Here is a 23055-nt window from a genome sequence, read left to right on the forward strand (position 1 = left end):
AGGACGCCAGGTTTTCATCCTGGTAACAGGGGTTCGATTCCCCTACGGACTACTAGCGATTCATATCGCTTTGTTCATTTAAATATGGTCCGTTCGTCTAGGGGTTAGGACGCCAGGTTTTCATCCTGGTAACAGGGGTTCGATTCCCCTACGGACTACTATCAGTCAGGTTCCATGGCCGAGCGGCTAGGCAGCGGTCTGCAAAACCGCCCACACCAGTTCGAATCTGGTTGGAACCTCTTAATAAAGCTTTACAACATCATAGTTGTAAAGCTTTTTTTGTGTCCCTTAAAATCCTTACAAGATCACCAAAAAAAAAAAATCAAACCCCAAATCTTTATTTTTTTCTAATACACCCCACTTTTCATACAAAAGTCTAAATTTGTAAAATGCTCATCATTCAAAGAGAATCAACAGATCCGTTTTTTAATATCGCTACTGAAGAGTTTTTAGTAAAAACCCTTGAGGAACCTTGCTTTATGCTTTGGCAGAATACTCCTTCTGTTATTATGGGAAAGCATCAAAACCCTTTGAAGGAGGTAAACATAGCTTTTCTCAACCAAAAACAAATCCCAATTATCAGAAGAATTAGTGGTGGTGGCACTGTGTATCACGATTTAGGGAATTTGAATTATAGCTTTATAGATATGGGCAAAGCAGACTCCTTAGTGAATTTTGCCAAATACAGTCAACCAATATTGGATTTACTACAAAGTCTTGAAGTGGATGCAAAATTGGTTGGAAAAAGTGATTTGAAAATTAATGATAGGAAGTTTTCCGGGAATGCATCCCATGTTTATCGTAATAAGGTCTTGCACCATGGAACGCTCCTATTCAATTCTAATCTAAAAGTTTTAAACGAAAGCATTAAAATAAATAAAAACAACATAACTGATAAAGCTGTCAATTCTAATCGGTCAGTAGTCGGAAATATTTCTGATTATCTATCAACTCCAATGACCATAAGCGATTTCAAATCTAAGTTGTTTCAACACATTCAAAATATATTTCCAGAAGCTAAAGTCACAAACTTAAATAAAACCCAAATTTCTGAAATACAAAGACTCGCTGACGAAAAGTACAAAACTTGGGAATGGAATTTTGGCTATGGCCCCAAATATACCATTAAGTCAAATTACAAAATTCAAGATAAGGACAGCGATTTCCAAATTGTTATAGCCAAAGGCTTTATAAAATCCATTACCTGTTCCTCTCCTCTTAATTCTATTTGGGAAGAAGCTATAAATTCAATGATAGGCTTGCAGCACCAAGAGGAAATTATCAAACAACATTTGTATGATAATGGCTTGGGTCATGTAAAAAACTCAATACTAGAGGTTCTTTTTTAAAAAACCATAACCTTATTTATTGAATTTAATAGGATAATTTCGTATATTTATACAAATTATTTAAAACTAGCCCTATGAAAGAAAATGATTTAGTAAGTGTATTTGTTGGTACAGCTTTAAATGCAAGATATTTAGAAGCTGCTTTGGCGCAAGCTAATATCCCTTGTTTGGTTCGTAACAGTTTAAGTGAAGCAAGTCACGCTGGTTTTGGTGGCCCAGGAACTGATGACTCCTGTCAGATTTTTGTGGAATTACAGGATTATCAGGCTGCTGAAAAATTAATTTTTAATTACGAAAAATCAAGAGAAGAATAGCCATACCCGTTTCTACTAGAACAATATAAATCTAGCGAAATAGGTTTTAATCAACTATTTTGGCTAGCATATCAATAGGAATTATCCTTTTGATTCATCTTAATATTTCTTTAGTTTTTTTGTATTATTCTTCAAAAATCACAAATGACCAGCAAAAAAAAAGCAGAACTGCCCTACCATATATTTTGGTTTAGGAGAGATTTGAGACTAAATGATAATATTGGGTTACAGAAAGCACTCCTTTCTGGAAAACCTGTCCTCCCCATTTTCATTTTCGATAGCGAGATACTCTCAGAGCTTCCAAAAGACGATTCGCGAGTTCATTTCATATTCCAAACACTCGAATATATAAACCTGAGCCTTCAAGAAAAAGGGAGTGGGTTAATGGTTTATCAGGGAAAGCCGATAGAAATCTGGAAAAGCATCATTAAAGAACACAATATTGCTCAAGTATCTTACAATAAAGATTATGAACCATATGCCAGAAAAAGGGATCTTACGATAGAGAAGCTCCTAAATGACAATAGAATAGAATTCATCAGCTATAAAGATCAAGTTATTTTTGAGGAGGGTGAAATACTAAAAAAAGACCTGAAGCCTTATACTGTTTTTACTCCATATTCAAAAAAATGGTTTATAAAACTTGAGGAAGGTGAGTATTTAAAAGTCCACAAGAATAATTGGGAAAATCTGGCTAAGATAAACAGCAATATTACTACGCTAGAATCCTATGGCTTCGAGGCTTCAGGTATAAAAGTAAAGGAAATCAACTTTAAACATGTAGATCATTATCATGATATAAGAGACTTTCCAGCAATGGATGCCACTACCTACCTTTCACCACACCTCCGATTTGGAACCATCAGTATTCGTAAATTGGTAAAACAGTTATTAAAAACCTCCCCTAGTCTACTCAACGAAATCATCTGGAGAGAATTCTTCATGCAGATATTATTTCATTTTCCTAAGGTCGTTAGCCATAATTTTAAAGCAAAATACGATGCGGTCAACTGGAGGAATCATGAAGGAGAATTTGAGAAATGGTGCCAAGGAAAAACGGGATATCCTATGGTAGATGCGGGTATGCGTCAACTCAATGAAACCGGCTATATGCATAACAGAGTAAGAATGATTTGTGCAGGTTTTCTTTGCAAACATCTCCTCATCGATTGGCGCTGGGGAGAAAGCTATTTTGCCAAGAAACTACTAGATTACGAACTCTCTTCCAATAATGGAAACTGGCAATGGGCCGCAGGCACAGGCTGTGATGCTGCACCCTACTTCAGGATTTTCAATCCATCAGAACAATTAAAAAAATTTGATAAAAACTTAGAATATGTAAGAAAATGGATTCCAGAGTATGACGACTTCTCCTATCCTGAGCCCATGGTAGAACATAAAATTGCTCGTGAACGTGCTTTGGCCGCTTATAAATTAATTCTGTAAAAGGAAGGGATTTGGCTCTTGGTTTATTATTAGCTGCCACTAATCTATCTGGTTAAGCAACTAGACAGGTGTACTAATGCTGCTCTCTAGCTCGCTTTAAGATGGAACGCGAATTTACACGAATAAGAATGAATTTTCGCGGATAGAATATTTGAAAAATAGTCCTTCGCCAATTCACCAATCTCTCTTTAGGGTTTAAGGCAAGCTAGTTTTCTGAGACAAAATCCTTTAACTATCTCTAGAATATCTGAACTTCCTTTAATCATCACAGGGCTCCAATCCTTTCGTCCCTCAAGGCTTTGATCCCTTCTTCCTTCTTCATTCTTCCTTCTTCCTTCTTCCTTCTTCCTTCTTCCTTCTTCCTTCTTCCTTCTTCCTTCTTCCATTTCACAAAACCAAACGCCAATTAGAGCTGTCAAAATTGATTAACATTCTTGAAGCCAAGCCAAACTGTTAACTATTAGTTTTTACTTGTTCACTTCTTTATCTTCCCTAAAGCAACTGTAAGAAATCTCTAGTATTTCGCAAAAAACGTCAAGGTCGAAGTTTTTTGCAGATTTGAAATTCAGGAATTTACTTTGGTAAATGACTGGATTCCAAATCAAAAAAGTGAAGAGATTGATGTTTTCCTGCAAATACTAACTGTGTTTACGATAGCGCAACGTAGCCAAAGCAATCATCACCACGGCATAAACAGAAATTGAGACAATATTTTTCCAAACATCCATAAAGCTAGAGCCTTTGAGAAGCACAAGACGCATAAACTCAATAAAGTAGGCAATTGGATTAATGATATTTAGTTTTTGAGCCCAAATAGGCATGTTTTCAACGGGTGTGAACAATCCGCTTAGCAAAATAAATATCATAACAAAAAACCAAGAGATAAACATGGATTGTTGTTGTGTATCAGATAAGGTACTGATAAGCAACCCTATACCCAAAACCAGAATTAAATAGACTCCTGCCACTCCTATCACCAATGGAACACTACCTAGCATAGGGACTGCAAATACAAATTTTGCAATCAATAAGCCTAATCCTAAATCAAACATTGCGATAAACCAGAAGGGCATCAATTTCCCAATGATGAATTGATACTTTTTAATTGGCGTGACATTCAGCTGTTCTATGGTTCCAATTTCTTTTTCTTTAACGATATTCATGGCAGATAGAAAAAGGCCAATAATAGTAACCAATAAAACCAAAATACCCGGAACCATAAAGGTTTTATAATCCAGTTCAGGATTATACCAATAAGCCACCTCATTATTGATTTGACGATAAGCCACCGGAATCATCATTTCTTCGATTAAAAACTCCATATTAAAGCCTCCAAGAATCTGAGCACTATAAGCACTCATCAAACTAGCAGCACTGCCATTAATCGCATCAGTGATGATTTGTACGGTGGTATTGTTTTTATTCAATAAATCCTCCTCAAAATGCTGGGGGATATAAATAATCTGTTCCAAGTCTCCTTTTTGCATCATCTCATCCAAATCTTGATAGCTTGGTTCTACTAGTTTCAGAACATAAAAAGGACTGGCCTCAAATTTAGAAATGAAATTAGCAGAAGTAACAGAACGATCTAAATCTACAATCCCCAAATCAATTTTCTTGATCTCGTAGGTCGCAGTATAAGAAAGCACCAATAGCTGAATCACTGGAATGGCAAAGATGATGGGAAGCATCATTTTATCACGAAAAATCTGCAGAAATTCTTTTTGTATAAAGTATAATATTGTTTTCATCTGTCAATATTCATTATTAATTTAAATCTAAGGTTAAAAATTGTATGGCCACAAATGCTCTATTTTAATTGAATTTAAATAATCAACCGGCTTTAGCTTTGTGCCTTCGAGTTCTATTGGTTGATTTTATAATTTTAAAAACACCCATGATTTATATTCTTGTATTAAAACTTTAATTAATCTTTATAAACATCTCTATATCAATTTAATTACACTATATAATTACAAAGAAATGAAACTAAATATTACTCCAGTCGGATCTTAAATTTCTTGATACTTAGGACTATGAAGAATATGGTCATACCAAGTAGAATGAGTAATTCTTTCCATATCATTTCTATCCCATTTCCCTTAATCATTATATTTTTAATGACGATAACAAACCATTTCGGCGGCATTAAATGACTAAAATATTGAAGTGCCAAAGGCATATTTTTAATGGGAAAAATAAAACCACTCAGCAAAATCGTAGGAAGCAATAGAGCAAACATACTCAACAACATGGCTACTTGTTGAGTTTTCGACACTGTAGAAATAAATAAACCCAATGCTAAAGCCAGTATGATAAATAGTAATGAAGAGGATAATAATAGCGTCAAACTACCACTGAAAGGCATGTGGAATACAAAATAGCTCATCAAAAGAATGAGGATGGCACTAATAAAGGATAAGAAAACATACGGTAAGACTTTTCCTAAGATGATTTGCCAGGGCTTGACCGGCGAAACCAATAATACCTCCATGGTTCCCAATTCCTTTTCTCTTGTAATGGAAATAGAAGTCATCATAGCAGAAACCAACATTAAAACGATGGTTATCAGACCGGGAACAAACAAAAAGACGGACTCTAATTCAGGGTTATAACGCATCTCGGTTTCTGGAATAATCATGACAGGCTGTTCGTTTCGGGTATTTATTTCTGCAACATAATCGCTTATGATGGCTTGGGTATAACTATACACCATATTGGCTGTATTGGGGTCGGATGCATCTGTAATAATTTGAACAGTGGCTCTACCTTCTTTAATCAGGTTCTCACCAAATTGAGGCTCAAAGACAATGACTTCCCTTACTTTCCCCTTTTTAAAAACGCCTTCTATTTCATCTGCATCTTTTAAATTACTATTGAGGATAAAATAACCTGAGGAGACTAGTTTGTTAGTTAACTCTTGAGTATACAAGTCTTTACTCTGATCTAAAATAGAGATTTGTACATTTTTGATATCATTTTTTAGGGCAAAACCGAAAAGTAAAATTTGAACAATGGGAATACCAAATAGAATAACCATGGTTCTGGTATCACGAAAAATCTGCAAAAACTCTTTTATAATGAATATTTTCATGGCTATCCTCTGGCTAGTTTAACAAATACTTTTTCCACGCTATCCACACCAAATTCTTTCTTTAATCCAGCTGGAGTATCTAATGCTTCTATCTTTCCATCCACCATAATACTAACTCGATGGCAATATTCAGCTTCATCCATATAGTGGGTTGTTACAAAGATGGTTTTTCCGTTTTTGGCTTCCTGATAAATCATTTCCCAAAATTGACGACGGGTTAGAGGGTCTACTCCTCCTGTGGGTTCATCTAAAAATACAATAGGCGGTTCGTGCAAAATGGCCACCATAAAAGAAAGCTTTTGCTTTATTCCCAAAGGTAGTTCCACCACTCGTGAACTCGCATACTCATGCAAACTCAAGGAATCCATATAATCAGCAGTTTTCGATTTTATTTGCTTACGGCTCAATCCATAGATTCCTCCGTAAAAACGAATGTTTTCAGCAATGGTCAAATCATCATATAAAGAGAATTTCTGGCTCATATAACCAATACTTTTCTTTATCTGCTCTCTCTGCTTATAGATATCGAATCCAGCTACAGAGACCTCCCCAGAAGTAGGAGCCGAAAGTCCACAAAGGATTTTAATTGCAGTGGTTTTACCAGCTCCATTTGCACCTAAGAAACCGAATATTTCACCACTATTTACTTCAAAAGAAAGATGATCGTTGGCCACGAAGTTGCCAAATTTCTTCACTAAATCTTTTACTATGACTTGTTTTTGAGTGTCTTTCATGATGCTTCTGTTTTTTCTCTATCACTCATTAAATCCATAAAACTATCCTCAATCTCGGCTTTCAAAGTGGAAATTTCTATCTCTTCCATCTGATGCTTCTCCAAGAATGCTATTAATTCCTTTTCATTTATTTTATTAGAGGAGGACAAGTGAATACATTCCCCAAAAAGATAGGCGGAATGACAAGCAGGATGAGTTCTAAGGAGTTTTACGAGTGCGTACATGTCTTTTGCTTTCACACCATACAAATGATGCCTAAAGGTATCTACCACATTTTCCGGCTTATCAATTTGCATAATCTCCCCTTTTTGTATCAATGCTATTCTATCGCAGCGAGCAGCCTCATCCATATAGGGTGTACTCACCAAAATAGTGATTCCTTGGGCTTTTAGCTTGTCTAACATATCCCAAAACTCAATCCTCGAAACCGCATCAACACCAGTAGTGGGCTCATCTAATAATAATACAGTGGGTTTATGAATGAGTGCACAAGAAAGGGCTAGTTTCTGTTTCATTCCTCCGGATAAATCACCAGCTTTTCTTTTCTTAAATGGCTCAATTTGCTCGTAGATATCTTTTATTAAATGATAATTCTCTTTAATGGTGGTATTGAAAATTCCAGCAAAGAAATTCAGGTTCTCTTCCACACTTAAATCCTGATACAAAGAAAATTTACCTGGCATATATCCTAATATAGTTCTGAGCTCTTTATAGTCCTTCTCCACATCTAAGCCTGCCAATTCAATCTGACCCGAATCTGCCAATAACAAACTCGCCAAAATCCGAAATAATGTACTCTTCCCTGCCCCATCTGGTCCGATAAAACCAAATAACTCAGCTTCTCCAATTTCCAAATTGATATCCTTCAAAGCCGCTATATTCTCATAGGACTTATTGATTTGTTGTATGCTTATGATTGGTTTCAATAGTTTAGATTTTATTTGTGTTCAAATAGCCTATTTAAATTATTTCAATTGTTATAAGCACGAAGTTCGAAGCACCCAGCACCCAGCACCCAGTACCCAGTACCTAGAAATTAACTTCCGCAGGCATCCCCGCTTTTAAGCTCCCATCGTTCTTACATTTTATCTTCAAGGCATAAACCAGATTCACTCTTTCTTTCTTGGTTTGAACGGTTTTTGGCGTAAACTCCGCTTGCTCTGCAATCCATGTTATTTCACCAACGAGACTAGTATTTGTAGTTTGATCATTATCAATGAGCACCTCTACTTTCTGACCTATCTTTAAATGTGGTAACTGATCACCACTGACATAAACCTTTAAGCGAATATCGTTTAGTGCAGCAATGGTAAATAAGGGTTTTCCGGGAGCGGTGGTTTCTCCAGTCCTACTCAATTGAGTCAATACTTTTCCATCCACAGGGCAGGTGATGATACATTTAGAAATCTGGTATTCAATAGTGGCAATCTGACTATCAATAGCTTTTACTTGTGCAAACACATTGGATTTTTTGACTTCCGTAGCTGATAGTTGAGCATTTATCAAATCTAGACTTCCCTGAACATCGTCTACTTGTTTTTGGGTTGCTGCTTTTTTAGCGAACAATTGGTCTAGCCTTTTCTTGTTGACTAGAATATTTTCTTTTTGCTGTTTTTGCACTTTTATTTGCGCATCAATATCAGGTAGATTGGCCAATATCATAGTCTGTTGCGCTTTTAACTGCTCTTTTTGACAATGCAAATTCATGCTATCGATTTGTCCAATAATTTGCTCCGCTTTTAAGGTTTTACCCTCCTCAATATCTAACCATAATATTCGCCCTTGACTTTCAGCAGATACAAAGGTTTTATCGAGTTCGAAGTTGCCATAAGCATCGGACTTCTTATTATTGTTTTGGCAAGAGGAAAGTAATGCCAAAGAAAGCATCAAAATCATCATAAAAGCACTGTCAAATTCGTAATTTATCTTTTTCATATCTTATAATTTTCCGAGGATGTTCAAATAATCTAATTTACTATTAATCAATTGTATTTCATGTATCTTCCTGTCGATTTCCGCCTGACTTAAGGTTTGTAATTCTTCAATATATGCTGAGGTAGTAATCACCCCTTGATTCATCTGATGGCTGGCATTTTCTGCCACATTGGTTCTTAAGCGAATCACTTCTGGATCGGATTGTAAAACCACTTCCCATTTCTCAATTTCAGCTCTCATCTGATTTAGCGCCATCTCTATATTTCTCTCAAAATCTTGCTTCTGACTTTCAATCACTTGAATATTTAAATCCATTATATGTTTCTGATTATTATGCTTATTCCAGTTGAGTATCTTCCACTGGAAATTTAATCCCACCATCCAAAACTCAGAGAAATTATCAGAAAGATAATTGAATCCAGGGCGACCATAACCACCTTGAGCAAATGCTGAAATTTTGGGTAGTTTTTGAGCATCAATCAAATTTTTAGAATACTCTAATTTATTTTGAGTTTCTAGCATATATTGGAATTCCAATCGACTTTGTTGCTGATCTTCAATTTGAGGCTGACTCAAGCTTAACTCTATCACACCATTGAGCTCTTGCCCCGTCAAGGTTTCTAAATTCTCGATTAAAGCTGCTCTTTTAATGGCAATCTCGTCCTTCTGTTGCTTGGCTTTAATGAGTTCGACTAGTATTCTATCAGCAGAAGTTTCTAAAATAGCACCCTCCTCTATTAAGGCTTGCATTTCCTTCTGTTTTGCCTTAAGCCTTTTCTCATAGGAGTCGATGATTTTATTCTGCTCATCCAAAAGAACAACGGTAACGAAGAGGTTTTTTACCTCATTTTTAATGTGATATAGATTCTGGTCCACCTCTAATTGTTCTAGAATCTGTTGCAATTCTTCTAGATTCTTTTGCTTCTGATAAATTCCGCCTCTATAAATAACTTGATTTACGTCTAAAGTCATTTTATATTGGTCTTTACTCAATTCGGGAACATCCATATTAGGAATATCGAATGGAAGACTAATGACCTCATTCTGATAAGTCGCTCTTCCATTGAGTATGATCTGAGGAAGCAAATCCTTTTTATAATTCTCGACTTCAATTTGAGAATTTTCAGCTTTCAAAGCTTTCTGAGCATATACAGGATGATGAATCACCGCAAAGTCAAAACATTCTTGTAAACTTATCTGTTTTTGGGCAGACAAGTTAGAAACCACCATGAAAGCTATAATTAGACTTAAAATTCGTTTCATATTTATTTGGTTTTTATACTATTAATGACAAAATCAGCAACATTTGTTCTCCTTTCCTTAAGGAAAGTTTTATACTCTTCCTTATTTCCCTTAAACAATACTCCTGTCACCATAGGTCTAGCCACCACAGGAAAAATACATAAAGAAATCACATTGACTATTAAATGCTTTGGTGAAATATTGATTATCCTCCCTTTTTCAATTTCGGCATCAATATCATCCAGTATAAATTGAATATCAATATCCAAATCTGCAATGGTTTGTATTAATTGCTCAGGACGATGATTGAGTTCATGGATGACAAAACCAGGGAGATGAGGATTCTTTTCAATAATATTTAAATAACTTTCCACAAAAACGTGAAGCCTATCGAAAAAATCGCCTTCAGTTTTAAATGACTTAATGAGATTAGGTAGTAGGGCTTTAATTGCAGTTCTAAATACAATGGAAAACAGTTTCTCTTTGCTGCGATAATAATAATGAAGTAAGGCTTTATTAATTCCAGCCTCATCGGCAATTTGTTGCATTCTTGCTCCTGCCATTCCATTTTCTATGAAAACTTTTTCTGCAGCCTCCACTATTTTGCATTCTGTATTGATGTCTTTTTTGCTCACCATCTTGATTCAAATTATATTTTACCATTTGATTTAACCATTTGGTTAAACTAGTTGGCAAATATATGCAAATTGATATTAGGAAGTCAAGTTTTTATTGAATATTTTTCTATCCGACTGATTTAATGCATATTAAAACCAACCTAATGAATATTAGTATTTCCTATTTATCCTAAGATTTGAAGCAATCCCTCATAATTAAGGAAATAGCAAAGTATTTTTTATATGGTAGAAAGAATGGCTAAGAAAATGGCATTAGACCTTTCGCCCAATAATCACCACATTAGAATTCATTTTGGTATGGTCGATGAGTTCAACTTGTAGACCAAGTGATTCGAGTAAGGAAATCCTATCGCTAGCAGTACCAAAGTATAATTGTTTGTTATCGTCTTTGGTTTTATTAAAGCCAAAGAATTTGGTAGATTGCCATTCACTGAACTTGGTTCCTCTGTGTTTCTTCTCAAGACTGGTATCTGCATCACGAATGATAATCATTCCTCCTTGATTTAAATGGGCAACAGATTCCTTAATCACATATTCTTGCTCATCTTCAGGAATATAATGAAGCACATCGGCTAAAACATAGACATCAGCATTCTGGAATTTCCAATGGTTTAAATCTGCTGACTCAAACTCCACTTGTCCATCTAAAAATTGCTTTCTCGCACTATTATTTTGAGCCACTTGAATTTTATCTTCATCATAATCTACTCCCAGCACACTCCTCTTATTGGAAAGCATCATGAGCATATAATCCAACATGCCGTTACCACAACCCAAATCGATGATATGTGCCTCTTGAGGAATCACTTCATTAAAGAACTCGTAATTCTTTTCAAAATTCATCTTAATCTTCACATACCATTCTAGAACCGGTCCTTTATAGATATAATTCATATCCACACGTTTGCGCATATAATTTGGTGTGATTACTTCATTTGCAATCTCCTCTAATTGATCTTGATACCAAGACCTGAATTTCTTAGAACGCTGCACATACCCTTCTCCAAATCGCTTATCATCAAGAGCTATCCTATCTCCCACTTTCACATCTATTCTACCACTCTTCAGAAAAGGTTCTCCTTTGGTGATACAATGCCCAGGCCCGTGCAGAATAATAGGTAATACATCCAAATTTAATTGCTCAGCTAGGTAAAAAGCTCCTTTATGAAAACGGCCTATTTTTCCTGTAGCAGAGCGAGTTCCTTCTGGGAAAATCATGATAGAATAACCTTCGTCTGTCTTTTTCTTCAATAAATCTACATGGGCATGGAGATGGTCGAGAATGGGATAAAAATCAGCCATTTTCACAATGAATCCATAGAAGAAATTCCTTTGTACCCAGTCATTGGTCAGCAATATCATTTTAGGATGCAACATGAGCATCAACATGATATCGATATGGCTTTGATGGTTGCTTATAATAACTGCAGGCTCCTCAAACTTTTTCTTATCGAAGCCCATCACATTTTTCTTCACATTAAACATGATATAAATCATGATTCTACTCGTAATGACCAATAGCTTATGAAACCACAACCTTGTACGCTTACTCTTGCCTCCTGTTAGAATGATCAAAAAGAAACCAGCAATGGTATTAAACAAACTCCCTATGGTAAAAACCAAAAGAGCAATAATAGAGCCCAATAGATTCAATGCAGTAACCGGAACCAATCTTCGCTGTCCTTTTTTCACATTGATCAGCCAATAGAATAGCAAAGGCTGCAAACTGAAACTCAATATAAATACACTCGACAAACCGATGATAGTCACAAAAGCCATGGATTGTAACGCAGGATGCTTAGCAAAAAGCAGAACTCCAATTCCAACCATACTAGTCACTGTCGAAAATAGAATACTGGTTTTAAAAGAGTCTAATTTCTCTTCTCCATATTTATATTCCTGCATTAAACCACGTGTGATAAAAATGCAATAATCTATCCCTAAACCAAAAACGAAGGTGCTGATAATAATATTTACGATATTGAATTCTAACCCTAAAAGAGCCATGAGTCCAGTAGTCCAAATCCAACTCAAAGCCAAAGGTAAATAGGTAATGACTGCTAATTCAATTCTCCCAAAACTCATCCAGATAATTAAGAAAACCAGTAATAAAGTTAAATTGACCAACCACTGAAAATCATCTTGTAATTGCTTGACGAATTGAGTAGTAAGATATTCTTTATCAATAATATAAATGCCTTCGTGAGATTGCTGATCTAAAACGTCATGCAATTTATGTTTATTCTCTGAACTTGTTTTTATTTGAGTGATGGCCATAGGCATTTCGGCTGTCCCCTGAAGAAACTCACTTAAAAATGCTTCTTTAATCAAATGGGTATCTGACTCTGAAATACTGACAAAATCAGAATGAAACCAATTCTTAAATCGATCAAAACTTCCAGCCCTAAAGCCATAGTTGTTTTCTATATCCTCTAATTGGCTGAGCAGAATCTTCTGTTTATCAAATGTCCAATAGGCTTTCCATTTTTCTATTTTCTCATTCTGCAGCTTTTTAGAAGGTAATATGGATGAAACCGAAGTAAAGTTCATCACCAAGTCTTTATCTATATTCGACAAACGATTTTCGAAAGCTTCGTTTTTCTGAAGAACGGATTCTAAATCATCTCCTAAGGCCACCACATATATATTCCTCTGACTCAGTTTTGTGATCTCATTCAGATGTCGCTCGGCATTTCTGGTCATGGCCTCCATGAAATTGATTTCATTCATATCGCCCTGAAATTTAACTTCTTTAGAGAAATAGTAAAAAACAGGAGATAAAATGAGGATGGCTAGGATCAAAAAAGTCTTCTGGTGAAAAGGGTAAATAGAAATATAGTTGACGAGTCTTTGAACAAGGTTGAGCTTCACTTCTTTTTTCTCTTCTCCCTTCTTCTTCTCTTTCAAAATTAAAGGAATAAAAACGAGGGAAAACAAAGCTGAAAAAATTATACTAAGCCCTGCAAACCAACCCATATCTTGCAATGCTGGAGCGGAGACTACTAGTAATCCAAGAAATGCTGTTGCTGTAGTAGCTGCACTTATCAAAATGGGTTCACTTACATCTTCCAATACTTTCTTAATGGAATTGGTTTTCTGAAAGTGAGTAAAAATATGTAAAACATAGTCGATACTAATCCCCACCAATACAGAACCCAGACCTAATGCAATGGCTGATATTTCCCCTTTTAGTAAATACAATACCGCCATACTTGTAATGACTGCTAAAGCAGCTGGTAAAAAGATAATGAGATACAGTCGTTTGCTTTTATAGAAAAAGGCAATCAACAAAACCACCATCACCAAAGCCATACTCACGGTTAAAATGATGTCTTTTTTAATTTGCTCTGCATTTCCAGCTGCTACCACAGGTGCACCAAAATACTCAGCTATTATCCTCCCCTCAAACTGCTCTTCAAGCTCTTGAATATAGCTTTCTATTTCTAGAACCATTTTTGCATTCTGTGCTGTTTCTGAAGAACTAGCTATTGGAGTAAGAAAGAATAATAAATGCTTTTTGTCCTGAGTGAACAGATATCCTTTATCAATACTAATTTCTTGATCTATTTGAAAACCTTTTAAACGCTCTAGCGCTTTTAAACTCAAACCTGCTGGATCTTCAATAACCAACTTTTTAAGAAATACGGAAGCAGGGCTCAATAAACTCTTATACTTTTTTTTGAATGAGGATTGAAAGCGACCTTGCGTTATCAAAGTGTCAAAATAAGCATAATCAGAATCCTCTAAAAGAAAAGGTAAATTTCTTAATACATAGCTACTCACTTGGTCTATAGACTGATTCTCAATATTCAGTCTGATTTCTTTAATACGCGCTGAGGAGGCTAATGAATCGGATAATTGCTTGGCAAACTTAATCAGCTCGTTTTGTTGAATTTCTGAAGTATCACTTAAATAAATATTGAAAAACAGTCTATCGCTGAGGTTAATATGCGCTAAGATATCATTCAGTTGATCAGCATTTTCTGACTTGGGTAAAATAGCCCGTGCATCTTCTGATAATTTCAATTGAAATGCCCCAAAACCAAGAGCTAGAAAAAACAAAATAGTTATCAAACCATATAATACTGGGCGACGGCGAAAAGCTTTTTGAAAACCAAAGAAAAATCTATTCATTCTACCTTTTTAGTGGAAAGAGCAAAGATAAAAACTTAGGAGACTTTCTAAACCTTTAAAATTAAAAAAAGTGTAGCATCTAAGAATGGATGGGACCCATAAAAGACATTTAAGAATATATAAGAAAAAACAAAGACTTATATGACCTTATATACCATAATATGGTCAAAAGCCACAGAAACAAATTAATAGATAAAAAGAGAGTATGAATAAGAAGATACACTACGTTTGTTCAGAAAAACTAATCAATAGCCACAGTTAAATCACGATCTGACATTTCTCTAAACGAAGGCTTTAACTCATTATAGCTACCCGATTTCACTTGGCATTTACCTTTATGATGAACGATTAAGGCACATTGCTCAGCTTGCAAAGGATCATGTTCACAAACATCTATTAATGTTTCTATTACAAAATCGAAGGTATTATGATCGTCATTAAAAAGAATTAAGGATTTATTCTCTTCTAATAACTCACTGGATTCATAATCAAATTGATGTTGTTCTTGACTCATAAAAATACAATTATTATTTCTCATATTATAATGGCGCAAAGATAAGCATAAGATGTTTCTGTCTAAACTATTTTAAATTTTTTACGAAATAATAATCTTATGAGTTTCCTCTTTTTCTATTTTTGCCAAATGAATAGAAATGCAGATAGCTGGACTCTAGAATTAAAGAAGCTACTTGAAAATCCACTTCCTGGATCCAAGGCACATACACGTGTGGCTCCTATCGACAGAATCGAAGGTTTGGAAAATAGAGATTGGCCCTTAGATGCCAAGCGCAGCGCCGTTACTTTTCTATTATTTCCAAAGGACGGAAAGATTCATACATTATTCATGAAGAGACCCGAGTATCCTGGTGTTCACAGCGGACAAGTATCCTTACCTGGTGGTCAAAAAGAAAAAACCGACAAAAACCTACTAGAAACAGCCCTCAGAGAATATGGCGAAGAAACTGGAGTCATTTTAGAGGAGAGCAATTATATGGCTCCCCTCTCCGAACTCTATATTCCTCCTTCCAACTTTTTGGTTCAGCCTTTTGTTGCTTTTGTAAACGAGCTGGATGAGTTATTTCCTGATAAGACCGAAGTAGAGTCTTTACATCTAGTGGCATTGGAGGATTTATTTAAAAAAGAAAAATTCACCACCGAGGAAATCCTAATTCGTAATAGAGAGAAAAAAAACATGAGCATAAAAGCCCCATGTTATATGATTAATGGACTCAAAATTTGGGGAGCCACTGCCATGATGATTAGTGAACTTCAAATGATTTTTGAGGAAGGTAACATTGACTTAACTATTTCCTAAAAACAAAAAAAGAGACAACATTTATTAATGTTATCTCTTCATTTTTTGTTTTATGTTCTATTACTCCACTACCACAATCTTGTGATCAATAGAAGCAAACTTACGATACATATCACTTACACCACAATATCTTTCTTGTGAAAGATTAACTGCTTTTTCCAATTTTGCCATAGGTAGGTCTTTTCCTTTGAAGGTATAAACGATAGTAAACGCGTCAAAATATTTAGGATGTTCTGTGGTTAAATTTGCTTCCACATCAATGCTAAAGTCCTCTAATTCTACTCTCATTTTTGTTAGCATGGAAACTACATCCATACCGGTACAACCTGCTAGTGCAACTAGCATCAATGGTTTTGGCTTAGGGCCTTTATTCTCTCCTCCCACTGATGGGTCGGCATCTATTATGATCTTATGTCCATCTAAATCCGCTTCGAAAGACATTCTTTTAGTCCATTTTACAGTTGTTTTTGCGCTCATTATAATGTGTTTTTATGTTTACTTTATATTTAGTTTCTAGTGGCAAATATAATACATATAGATAAATCATCACAAATTTAACAGCTTATTCATATTTAGCGTATTCTCGCAAAGAACAATTATCCTCCACTAATCATATGTATAATTTGCAAATCATCCCCATCCTTTACAAAACTAGACTCATATTCAGGTTTTCTAATCAATTTTCCATTGATTTTAATCACCAAGAGTTTAAAAGTAAAACGCTTGACTTTCAGCACTTCCGAAACACTTAAACTATCTTGTTCGAAGGATTCTGGCTTATTATTTAGTGTTATATTCATTTATTTCTCTTTTAAAAGTAATTCTAATACTGTGTCGGCTTGCATATTCGCAACTATGCCAACTCGCGGAGCTAATGGAGGGAATTCCTCCGAGACTTCACTTTTTTCATCGCCACAAATATACAGATTGTCAGAATTACGCAAATGAATCGATTCAATATCTCCCCAACCCGCCATTCCTAGTCCAATAACTAAAGGAGTCGCAGATAGTTTTTCACAAATGGTTTCAATAATTATTTGTTTCATTTCAGCATTATCGAAAGCTTCCACTATAACATCACAATTCTTATATAGGTCGTAAATATCTTGAGCTTCAAGCTTAATCTGATGAGCTGAGATTTGAACATCTGGATTAATAAGATGGATATTCTCCTTTAAACTATAAACTTTCTGTTTTCCTATTTGATGATGAAAATAATACTGTCTATTCAAATTACTCTCTTCAATAACATCAAAATCAGCAATAATGAGCTTTCCAACCCCCACTCTCGCCAATGCTACAGCACAATTGGAACCCAATCCACCACATCCGGCAATTCCTACGGTTTTATTTAAAAGTATCTCCTTTATCTTTTCAAATTTCATAAAATTCAGTCATTAATTTAAAACACGACAAAAAACAAAAAATTACATCATAAATACTAAGAATTTCACTTATCATTTAGCCTGAAATGAAGCATCCTGACTCCAAAAACTTTATATTTATAAGATTCTAAATACCGTTGAACATCCTGAATTCCTTATTTTTTTTTCAGCCTATATAATTATTTTACAAAGTTAAATATATTCCAACATATCTCATATTCAGAATTTTTAAATACTTGCATATATTAAACCCAAGATATTTTTCTAATCTTCATAATTAAGACTGAATATAAATATCGATATGCGTTAGTTTGCATATCTGATTATTAGGCTCTTTGGTGATTTTAGTAGATTAATTTTTATAAATTTGTCCAACGCAATTAAAATGGAATTATACATATAATAAATCCTTAGGATATGAATATTGAAGAAATAAAAAAACAACACAAATTATTAGCCGATTGGAAATACGACATCACTCCAGTTGACAAGGGATATACAGATAAAACTCTCTATATCAATGTTTCTGATCTTACGATAAAATCAAAGGACGTTCCTGCTGAAATGAAAGAGAAATTCATCGGTGGAAAAGGATATGGTTTAAAATACCTTTGGGATGCAACAAAGCCTGACACAAAATGGAATGATCCTGAGAATGAAATCGTGATTTCTGGAGGCCCTATTTGTGGTATTACACAGTATTCTGGTACTGGTAAATCATTAGTTGTTAGTATATCTCCACAAACTAATTCAGTGATGGATAGTAATGTAGGTGGATACTTTGGACCATTTTTAAAATTTTCTGGATTTGATTCACTAGAACTTCAAGGAAAATCTGACAAAGAAGTGATTATCTTCATTGATGGAACAACTGGTAAAATTGAGATTATTGAAGCTCCTGCTGAAGCTATTGACAGTCATGTATTGGCTGAGCAGCTTACAGAAATGTATGCTGACAATGATAAAGACAGAAAAAATGTAGCGGTCGTATCTGCTGGTGAAGCTGCCGATCATTCATTAATAGGAATGCTCAACTTTAGTTTCTTCGATGCTAAACGTAAAGTAGTAAGATTGAAACAAGCAGGCCGTGGAGGTATCGGTACTGTTTTTAGAGATAAAAAGATTAAAGCTCTTGTTTGTAAAGTTCCTGGTGTAACAGGAAACCTAAACAATGTGGTTGATCTTAAAGCCATCATGGAACGCGGTAGGACTTTCAACAAAGAGATGCGCGATTTAGATGATGACCAATGTGAAATGAAAACTAAAGGTACTGCTCACCTTATGGAAATCATGAATGATTATGATTTACTTCCTACAAACAATTATAAGTATGGTAGTCATCATGATATCAAAAACATTGACTCTGAAGAGTGGAAAAGAAGATTTACTCAAGGTGTACCTGATGGATGTTGGTTAGGTTGTAATATGTCTTGTGCTAAAGGTATTGATAATTATGAATTAAGAACAGGTCCTTACGCTGGACAAAAAGTAATAGTTGATGGTCCTGAATATGAAAATGCTGGTGGACTTGGTTCTAACTGTGGTATTTTTAACCCTGATTATATTATTGAAGCGAACTTCTATTGCGATACTTATGGTATTTGCACTATTTCTTGGGGTACTTTAATGGCCTTTGCTATGGAGTGTTATGAGAATGGCATTCTAAACGAAGAAAGAACTGGTGGCTTAAAACTTAACTTCGGTAATTCTGATTCTGCTATGGAAGCCATGCACCAATTGGCTCGTGGAGAAGGATTTGGTCTTATTGCCGGAATGGGCGTTCGTAAGATGAAAGAGCTTTTCATTAAGAATGGTTGGGGTGATGCTGATTTCTTACAAGATATCGGAATGGAAAATAAAGGATTAGAATATTCTGAGTATATCTCTAAAGAATCTCTAGCTCAACAAGGTGGTTTTGCCATGACAAATAAAGGACCTCAGCACGATGAAGCTTGGTTAATCTTTATGGACGCAGTAAACAACCAAATTCCTTCTTTCGAAGACAAAGCAGAAGCCTTACATTATTTCCCAATGTTTAGAACTTGGTTCGGATTAATGGGATTATGTAAACTTCCGTGGAATGATGTAGAGCCTATTACTAATGCAGATTCTGACGAGCCTGCAAAAGTTCCAGAACACGTTGACAATTATGTAACTATATTCAATGCTGTAACTGGTCAGAATATTGACAAACACGATATCATCCGTCAATCTGAAAGAGTTTATAATTACCAAAGAGCCTTTAACCTAAGAAGAGGTTACGGCACTAGAGAATTTGATGCTCAACCATACAGAGCTGCTGGCCCTGTTACTATTGAGGAATACGAATCTAGAGCAGAACGTTACGATAAGCAACTAAAAGAAATTTTAAATATTGAACCAGAAGGTAAAACTACTGAAGAAAAACGTGATATTCTTAGAGAATTCCGTGAGTCTCAATATGAAAAATTATTAGATGCTGTATATTTAAGAAGAGGATGGACCAAGAATGGTGTCCCTAAAATCTCTCACATGAAAGATTTAGGAATGGATTTACCAGAAATTCTTGAAACAATAACTCCTCATCAAAACTAATGATTCTGATGATAATATAGATAAAAAGTCCTCTATAAAATGAGGGCTTTTTTTAATGCTTTTTTTCTCAAATCAAACTTTATTCTGACTAATTATTAATAGCAGAAATAACTACATCAAAGAGCACTGCATAAAAAATAGTTTTATTTTAGCTGCTCCTTCAGTAGGATATAGAGAGATTACAAATCAAATAATAAATTATAAAAACAATACGCAATGTTTAATGTAAACGAATATTTCGACGGAACGGTAAAATCATTAGGTTTTGATAATAAAGCAGGCAAAGTAACCATTGGCGTAATGGCTAAAGGTGAATATGAATTTGGTACTTCTATGGTTGAGCACATGACCGTAACATCAGGAGAAATGAAAGTTTTAATTGATGGTGAAACAGAATGGAAAGTTTATGGAGAATACGAAACTTTTAGAGTAGAAAAAGATTCTAGTTTTAAAGTCATCTTAGAAGATCAAACTTCATATAAATGCGTTTATAGCTAGGAAGTTCATTTTTTTAGCTATTTATTTAACAATTTATATTTCCCAGCGGTAAATTTCGTTTTATATTTGCCATTGGTAAATAAAAGCATGCGGTCCAAAAAAAAACTAATATATGAAACCACCAAGAAGCTCAAGAAATGATGTATTCCTAAGATACAAATTATGGTTATCAGCTGTATCTGGCGAAGGTATTATTGAAGAAAACACATATGCTATTTTAAAAGCAATTGATGAAATGGGTTCGCTAAAATCTGCAGCAGAGCATTTAGGAGTGAGCTATAGAAAAGCTTGGGGTGATATAAAAAATTCAGAAGAATTATTGGGCTACAATCTCACAGAAAAGTACAGAGGAGGAGTTGGTGGAGGAGCCTCCACCCTCACCCCTAAAGCTAAAAACCTATTGGAAGCCTACGACACCTTACATAAGAAAATGGATAATGCCATTGAAGATGCTTATGAAGACTTTAAGGATAAAATATTATAATTCATAATAATTACATATCTTAAGTATTAAAACTCTTCAAAACTTCCAAATCATAAAAAAACGCCCTAAAGCAGATATTTTCAGGGCATTTTTTATTCCCAATATTTAACAAATTAAAAACTTTTCTTTCCCTTCGAATTTTAAGAGGAAATATTACTTTTGCAATCGTTATGCAAACCCAATGCATATCGATAAAATGAACATTTAACATTAATATTTCAGTCATATGCAAAACAGTTTATATTTTGTTCCTCCAGCTAAAAACGAGCCCGTTTTGTCCTACAAAAGTGGTTCCCCTGAGAGAGAAAAAATCCTTAAAGCTCTTGAATGCGCTAGATCATACGAAGTTGATATTCCAATGATCATCAATGGAAAAGAAGTATTTACAGACAATAAAATAAAAATGAGTCCTCCTCATGATCATCAAAAAGTTTTAGGGCACTATAGCCGTGGAAACGAAGGTCATGTTAAGGATGCTATCAATGCCGCTTTAGCAGCAAGAAAAGGTTGGGCTTCCATGTCATGGAAACAAAGAGCCTCTATTTTCCTTAAAGCTGCAGGTATGATTTCTGGTCCATATAGAGCCAGAATTAATGCAGCAACTATGCTGGCTCAATCTAAATCTGTGCACCAAGCAGAGATTGATGCCGCTTGTGAATTAGCAGATTTCTTAAGATTTAATGTACAGTACATGACCGAAATCTATAATGAACAACCTGAATCTGACGAATCGATCTGGAACAGAATTGAGCAAAGAGGTTTAGAAGGTTTCGTTTTTGCTCTCACTCCTTTCAACTTTACTGCCATTGCTGGTAATTTACCTTCTGCTCCTGCCCTCATGGGAAATACAGTTGTTTGGAAACCATCAAATACTCAAATATATTCAGCTACTATTATCATGGAGATTTTCATGGAAGCTGGCTTACCTGATGGTGTCATTAATTTGGTATATGTTTCAGGTCCTGTTGCCGGGAAAGTCATTTTCTCACATAGAGATTTTGCTGGAATCCACTTTACAGGTTCTACTTCAGTATTTCAAAATATTTGGAAAGAAATTGGTAAGAATATTCAAAACTTCAGATCCTATCCTAGAATAGTTGGAGAAACTGGTGGTAAAAACTTTGTATTAGCTCATAAATCGGCAAATGCTAGGCAAGTAGCTACAGCCTTAACTCGTGGTGCATTCGAATATCAAGGCCAAAAGTGTTCTGCTGCCTCTCGTGCCTATCTTCCACAAAGTCTTTGGGAAGATATTTTACATGAAATTAAATGCGATATGGTATCCATGAAAATGGGGCCCGTTGAAGACTTTTCAAACTTTGTAAATGCTGTAATCGATGAAGGGTCTTTTGACAAGCTTTCTTCTTTTATTGATGGAGCCAAAAATGCTGATGATGCTGAAATCATCTATGGAGGTAATTATGATAAATCGATAGGTTACTTTATAGAACCCACCATCATTCTGACTACTAATCCACATTATGTTACCATGGAAGAAGAGCTTTTCGGACCTATTTTAACCATTTATATTTATGAAGAAGACAAGTTTGAAGAGACTATCGAATTGGTAGATAATACATCCATTTATGCGCTTACAGGATCTATTTTCTCTAAAGATAGATTTGTAATTGAGGATGTGATGAAGAAACTTAATCATGCTGCTGGTAATTTCTATATCAATGATAAACCAACCGGTGCTGTGGTCAACCAACAACCATTTGGAGGAGCTAGAGGATCGGGAACCAATGATAAAGCAGGTTCTAAACTAAACCTATTAAGATGGGTGAGTCCACGAACTATTAAAGAATGCTTTGTTCCAGCTGAAAGCTATAAATATCCATTCTTAGAAGAGTAGGTTATAAATTCAATGCCATTAAAAAAACCAGAAGACATATGTCTTCTGGTTTTTTTAA

The 23055-nt window shown here is 35.0% G+C and carries 21 protein-coding genes and 2 tRNA genes; 10 read left to right on the forward strand and 13 right to left on the reverse strand.

Annotated features, from left to right (window positions below):
- The first annotated feature begins 86 nt into the window (after nt 1-86).
- The 5 genes from HNS38_RS12475 (at nt 87) to HNS38_RS12495 (ending at nt 3109) form a co-directional block, all read left to right on the forward strand.
- A tRNA-Glu gene (locus HNS38_RS12475) sits at nt 87-158 on the forward strand.
- A 10-nt stretch (nt 159-168) separates the two neighbouring features.
- Nucleotides 169-239: transfer RNA gene (locus HNS38_RS12480), tRNA-Cys, on the forward strand.
- Nucleotides 240-389: 150 nt separating this feature from the next.
- Nucleotides 390-1349 (forward strand): biotin/lipoate A/B protein ligase family protein, encoded by a 960-nt coding sequence (locus HNS38_RS12485; RefSeq protein WP_172346555.1) that lies wholly within the window; start codon nt 390-392, stop codon nt 1347-1349.
- 74 nt (nt 1350-1423) lie between these two features.
- The gene (locus HNS38_RS12490; protein ID WP_172284836.1) at nt 1424-1663 is read left to right on the forward strand and encodes a putative signal transducing protein; all 240 of its coding nucleotides are present in this window, start codon (nt 1424-1426) and stop codon (nt 1661-1663) included.
- Between the two features lie 144 nt (nt 1664-1807).
- The gene (locus HNS38_RS12495; protein ID WP_172346556.1) at nt 1808-3109 is read left to right on the forward strand and encodes a deoxyribodipyrimidine photo-lyase; all 1302 of its coding nucleotides are present in this window, start codon (nt 1808-1810) and stop codon (nt 3107-3109) included.
- Nucleotides 3110-3297: 188 nt separating this feature from the next.
- Here the strand turns inward: HNS38_RS12495 and HNS38_RS12500 are convergent, their stop codons facing one another.
- The 10 genes from HNS38_RS12500 to HNS38_RS12545 all read right to left on the reverse strand — a co-directional run bounded on the left by HNS38_RS12500 (nt 3298) and on the right by HNS38_RS12545 (nt 15400).
- The gene (locus tag HNS38_RS12500) at nt 3298-3528 is read right to left on the reverse strand and encodes a hypothetical protein (protein WP_172346554.1); all 231 of its coding nucleotides are present in this window, start codon (nt 3526-3528) and stop codon (nt 3298-3300) included.
- Nucleotides 3529-3747: 219 nt separating this feature from the next.
- On the reverse strand, nt 3748-4860 hold the full coding sequence (locus tag HNS38_RS12505; RefSeq protein ID WP_172282043.1) for an ABC transporter permease: 1113 nt from the start codon (nt 4858-4860) through the stop codon (nt 3748-3750).
- Nucleotides 4861-5105: 245 nt separating this feature from the next.
- Nucleotides 5106-6203 (reverse strand): ABC transporter permease, encoded by a 1098-nt coding sequence (locus tag HNS38_RS12510; protein ID WP_172282045.1) that lies wholly within the window; start codon nt 6201-6203, stop codon nt 5106-5108.
- Nucleotides 6204-6205: 2 nt separating this feature from the next.
- Nucleotides 6206-6937, reverse strand: a complete 732-nt coding sequence (locus HNS38_RS12515; RefSeq protein WP_172282047.1) for an ABC transporter ATP-binding protein — start codon at nt 6935-6937, stop codon at nt 6206-6208.
- Nucleotides 6934-7863: an ABC transporter ATP-binding protein gene (locus HNS38_RS12520; RefSeq protein ID WP_172282049.1), complete on the reverse strand. Its 930-nt coding sequence runs from the start codon at nt 7861-7863 to the stop codon at nt 6934-6936. Before HNS38_RS12520 ends, HNS38_RS12515 begins: the two co-directional genes overlap by 4 nt.
- A 103-nt stretch (nt 7864-7966) precedes the next feature.
- Nucleotides 7967-8872: an HlyD family secretion protein gene (locus tag HNS38_RS12525; protein ID WP_172282051.1), complete on the reverse strand. Its 906-nt coding sequence runs from the start codon at nt 8870-8872 to the stop codon at nt 7967-7969.
- 3 nt (nt 8873-8875) lie between these two features.
- Nucleotides 8876-10135 (reverse strand): TolC family protein, encoded by a 1260-nt coding sequence (locus HNS38_RS12530; RefSeq protein ID WP_172282053.1) that lies wholly within the window; start codon nt 10133-10135, stop codon nt 8876-8878.
- 2 nt (nt 10136-10137) lie between these two features.
- The gene (locus tag HNS38_RS12535; RefSeq protein WP_172346557.1) at nt 10138-10752 is read right to left on the reverse strand and encodes a TetR/AcrR family transcriptional regulator; all 615 of its coding nucleotides are present in this window, start codon (nt 10750-10752) and stop codon (nt 10138-10140) included.
- A gap of 252 nt (nt 10753-11004) precedes the next feature.
- On the reverse strand, nt 11005-14886 hold the full coding sequence (locus HNS38_RS12540; protein WP_172346558.1) for a trifunctional MMPL family transporter/lysophospholipid acyltransferase/class I SAM-dependent methyltransferase: 3882 nt from the start codon (nt 14884-14886) through the stop codon (nt 11005-11007).
- A gap of 241 nt (nt 14887-15127) precedes the next feature.
- A complete protein-coding gene (locus tag HNS38_RS12545) occupies nt 15128-15400 on the reverse strand; it encodes an ATP-dependent Clp protease adaptor ClpS (protein WP_172282086.1) in 273 nt (90 codons plus the stop codon).
- Between the two features lie 129 nt (nt 15401-15529).
- Here HNS38_RS12545 and HNS38_RS12550 point away from each other — a divergent pair, with 129 nt between their 5' ends.
- Nucleotides 15530-16201, forward strand: a complete 672-nt coding sequence (locus HNS38_RS12550) for a CoA pyrophosphatase (RefSeq protein WP_172282089.1) — start codon at nt 15530-15532, stop codon at nt 16199-16201.
- A gap of 60 nt (nt 16202-16261) precedes the next feature.
- On the opposite strand, the gene HNS38_RS12555 is transcribed toward HNS38_RS12550, so the two are convergent.
- The 3 genes from HNS38_RS12555 to thiF form a co-directional block, all read right to left on the reverse strand.
- Nucleotides 16262-16678, reverse strand: a complete 417-nt coding sequence (locus HNS38_RS12555) for an OsmC family protein (RefSeq protein WP_172346559.1) — start codon at nt 16676-16678, stop codon at nt 16262-16264.
- A gap of 119 nt (nt 16679-16797) precedes the next feature.
- Nucleotides 16798-17001 carry a sulfur carrier protein ThiS gene (gene thiS / locus HNS38_RS12560; RefSeq protein ID WP_172282093.1) on the reverse strand — a complete coding sequence of 68 codons (204 nt, stop codon included), beginning with the start codon at nt 16999-17001 and terminating at the stop codon, nt 16798-16800.
- The gene (thiF, locus tag HNS38_RS12565) at nt 17002-17586 is read right to left on the reverse strand and encodes a sulfur carrier protein ThiS adenylyltransferase ThiF (RefSeq protein WP_172282096.1); all 585 of its coding nucleotides are present in this window, start codon (nt 17584-17586) and stop codon (nt 17002-17004) included. It lies immediately after the preceding gene.
- Nucleotides 17587-18003: 417 nt separating this feature from the next.
- Here thiF and HNS38_RS12570 point away from each other — a divergent pair, with 417 nt between their 5' ends.
- The 4 genes from HNS38_RS12570 (at nt 18004) to pruA (ending at nt 22997) form a co-directional block, all read left to right on the forward strand.
- Nucleotides 18004-20160, forward strand: coding sequence for an aldehyde ferredoxin oxidoreductase family protein (locus HNS38_RS12570; RefSeq protein ID WP_172282098.1), 2157 nt, complete (start codon nt 18004-18006; stop codon nt 20158-20160).
- Nucleotides 20161-20376: 216 nt separating this feature from the next.
- Nucleotides 20377-20658, forward strand: a complete 282-nt coding sequence (locus tag HNS38_RS12575; protein WP_172282100.1) for a pyrimidine/purine nucleoside phosphorylase — start codon at nt 20377-20379, stop codon at nt 20656-20658.
- 112 nt (nt 20659-20770) lie between these two features.
- Entirely contained in the window at nt 20771-21142 is a 372-nt protein-coding gene (locus HNS38_RS12580) for a winged helix-turn-helix domain-containing protein (protein ID WP_172282102.1), read from the forward strand.
- Between the two features lie 226 nt (nt 21143-21368).
- The gene (gene pruA / locus HNS38_RS12585; RefSeq protein WP_172282104.1) at nt 21369-22997 is read left to right on the forward strand and encodes an L-glutamate gamma-semialdehyde dehydrogenase; all 1629 of its coding nucleotides are present in this window, start codon (nt 21369-21371) and stop codon (nt 22995-22997) included.
- Nucleotides 22998-23055 lie beyond the last annotated feature (58 nt).

The sequence above is a fragment of the Lentimicrobium sp. L6 genome, from assembly GCF_013166655.1.
In the GTDB taxonomy this organism is placed as follows: Bacteria; Bacteroidota; Bacteroidia; order Bacteroidales; family UBA12170; genus UBA12170.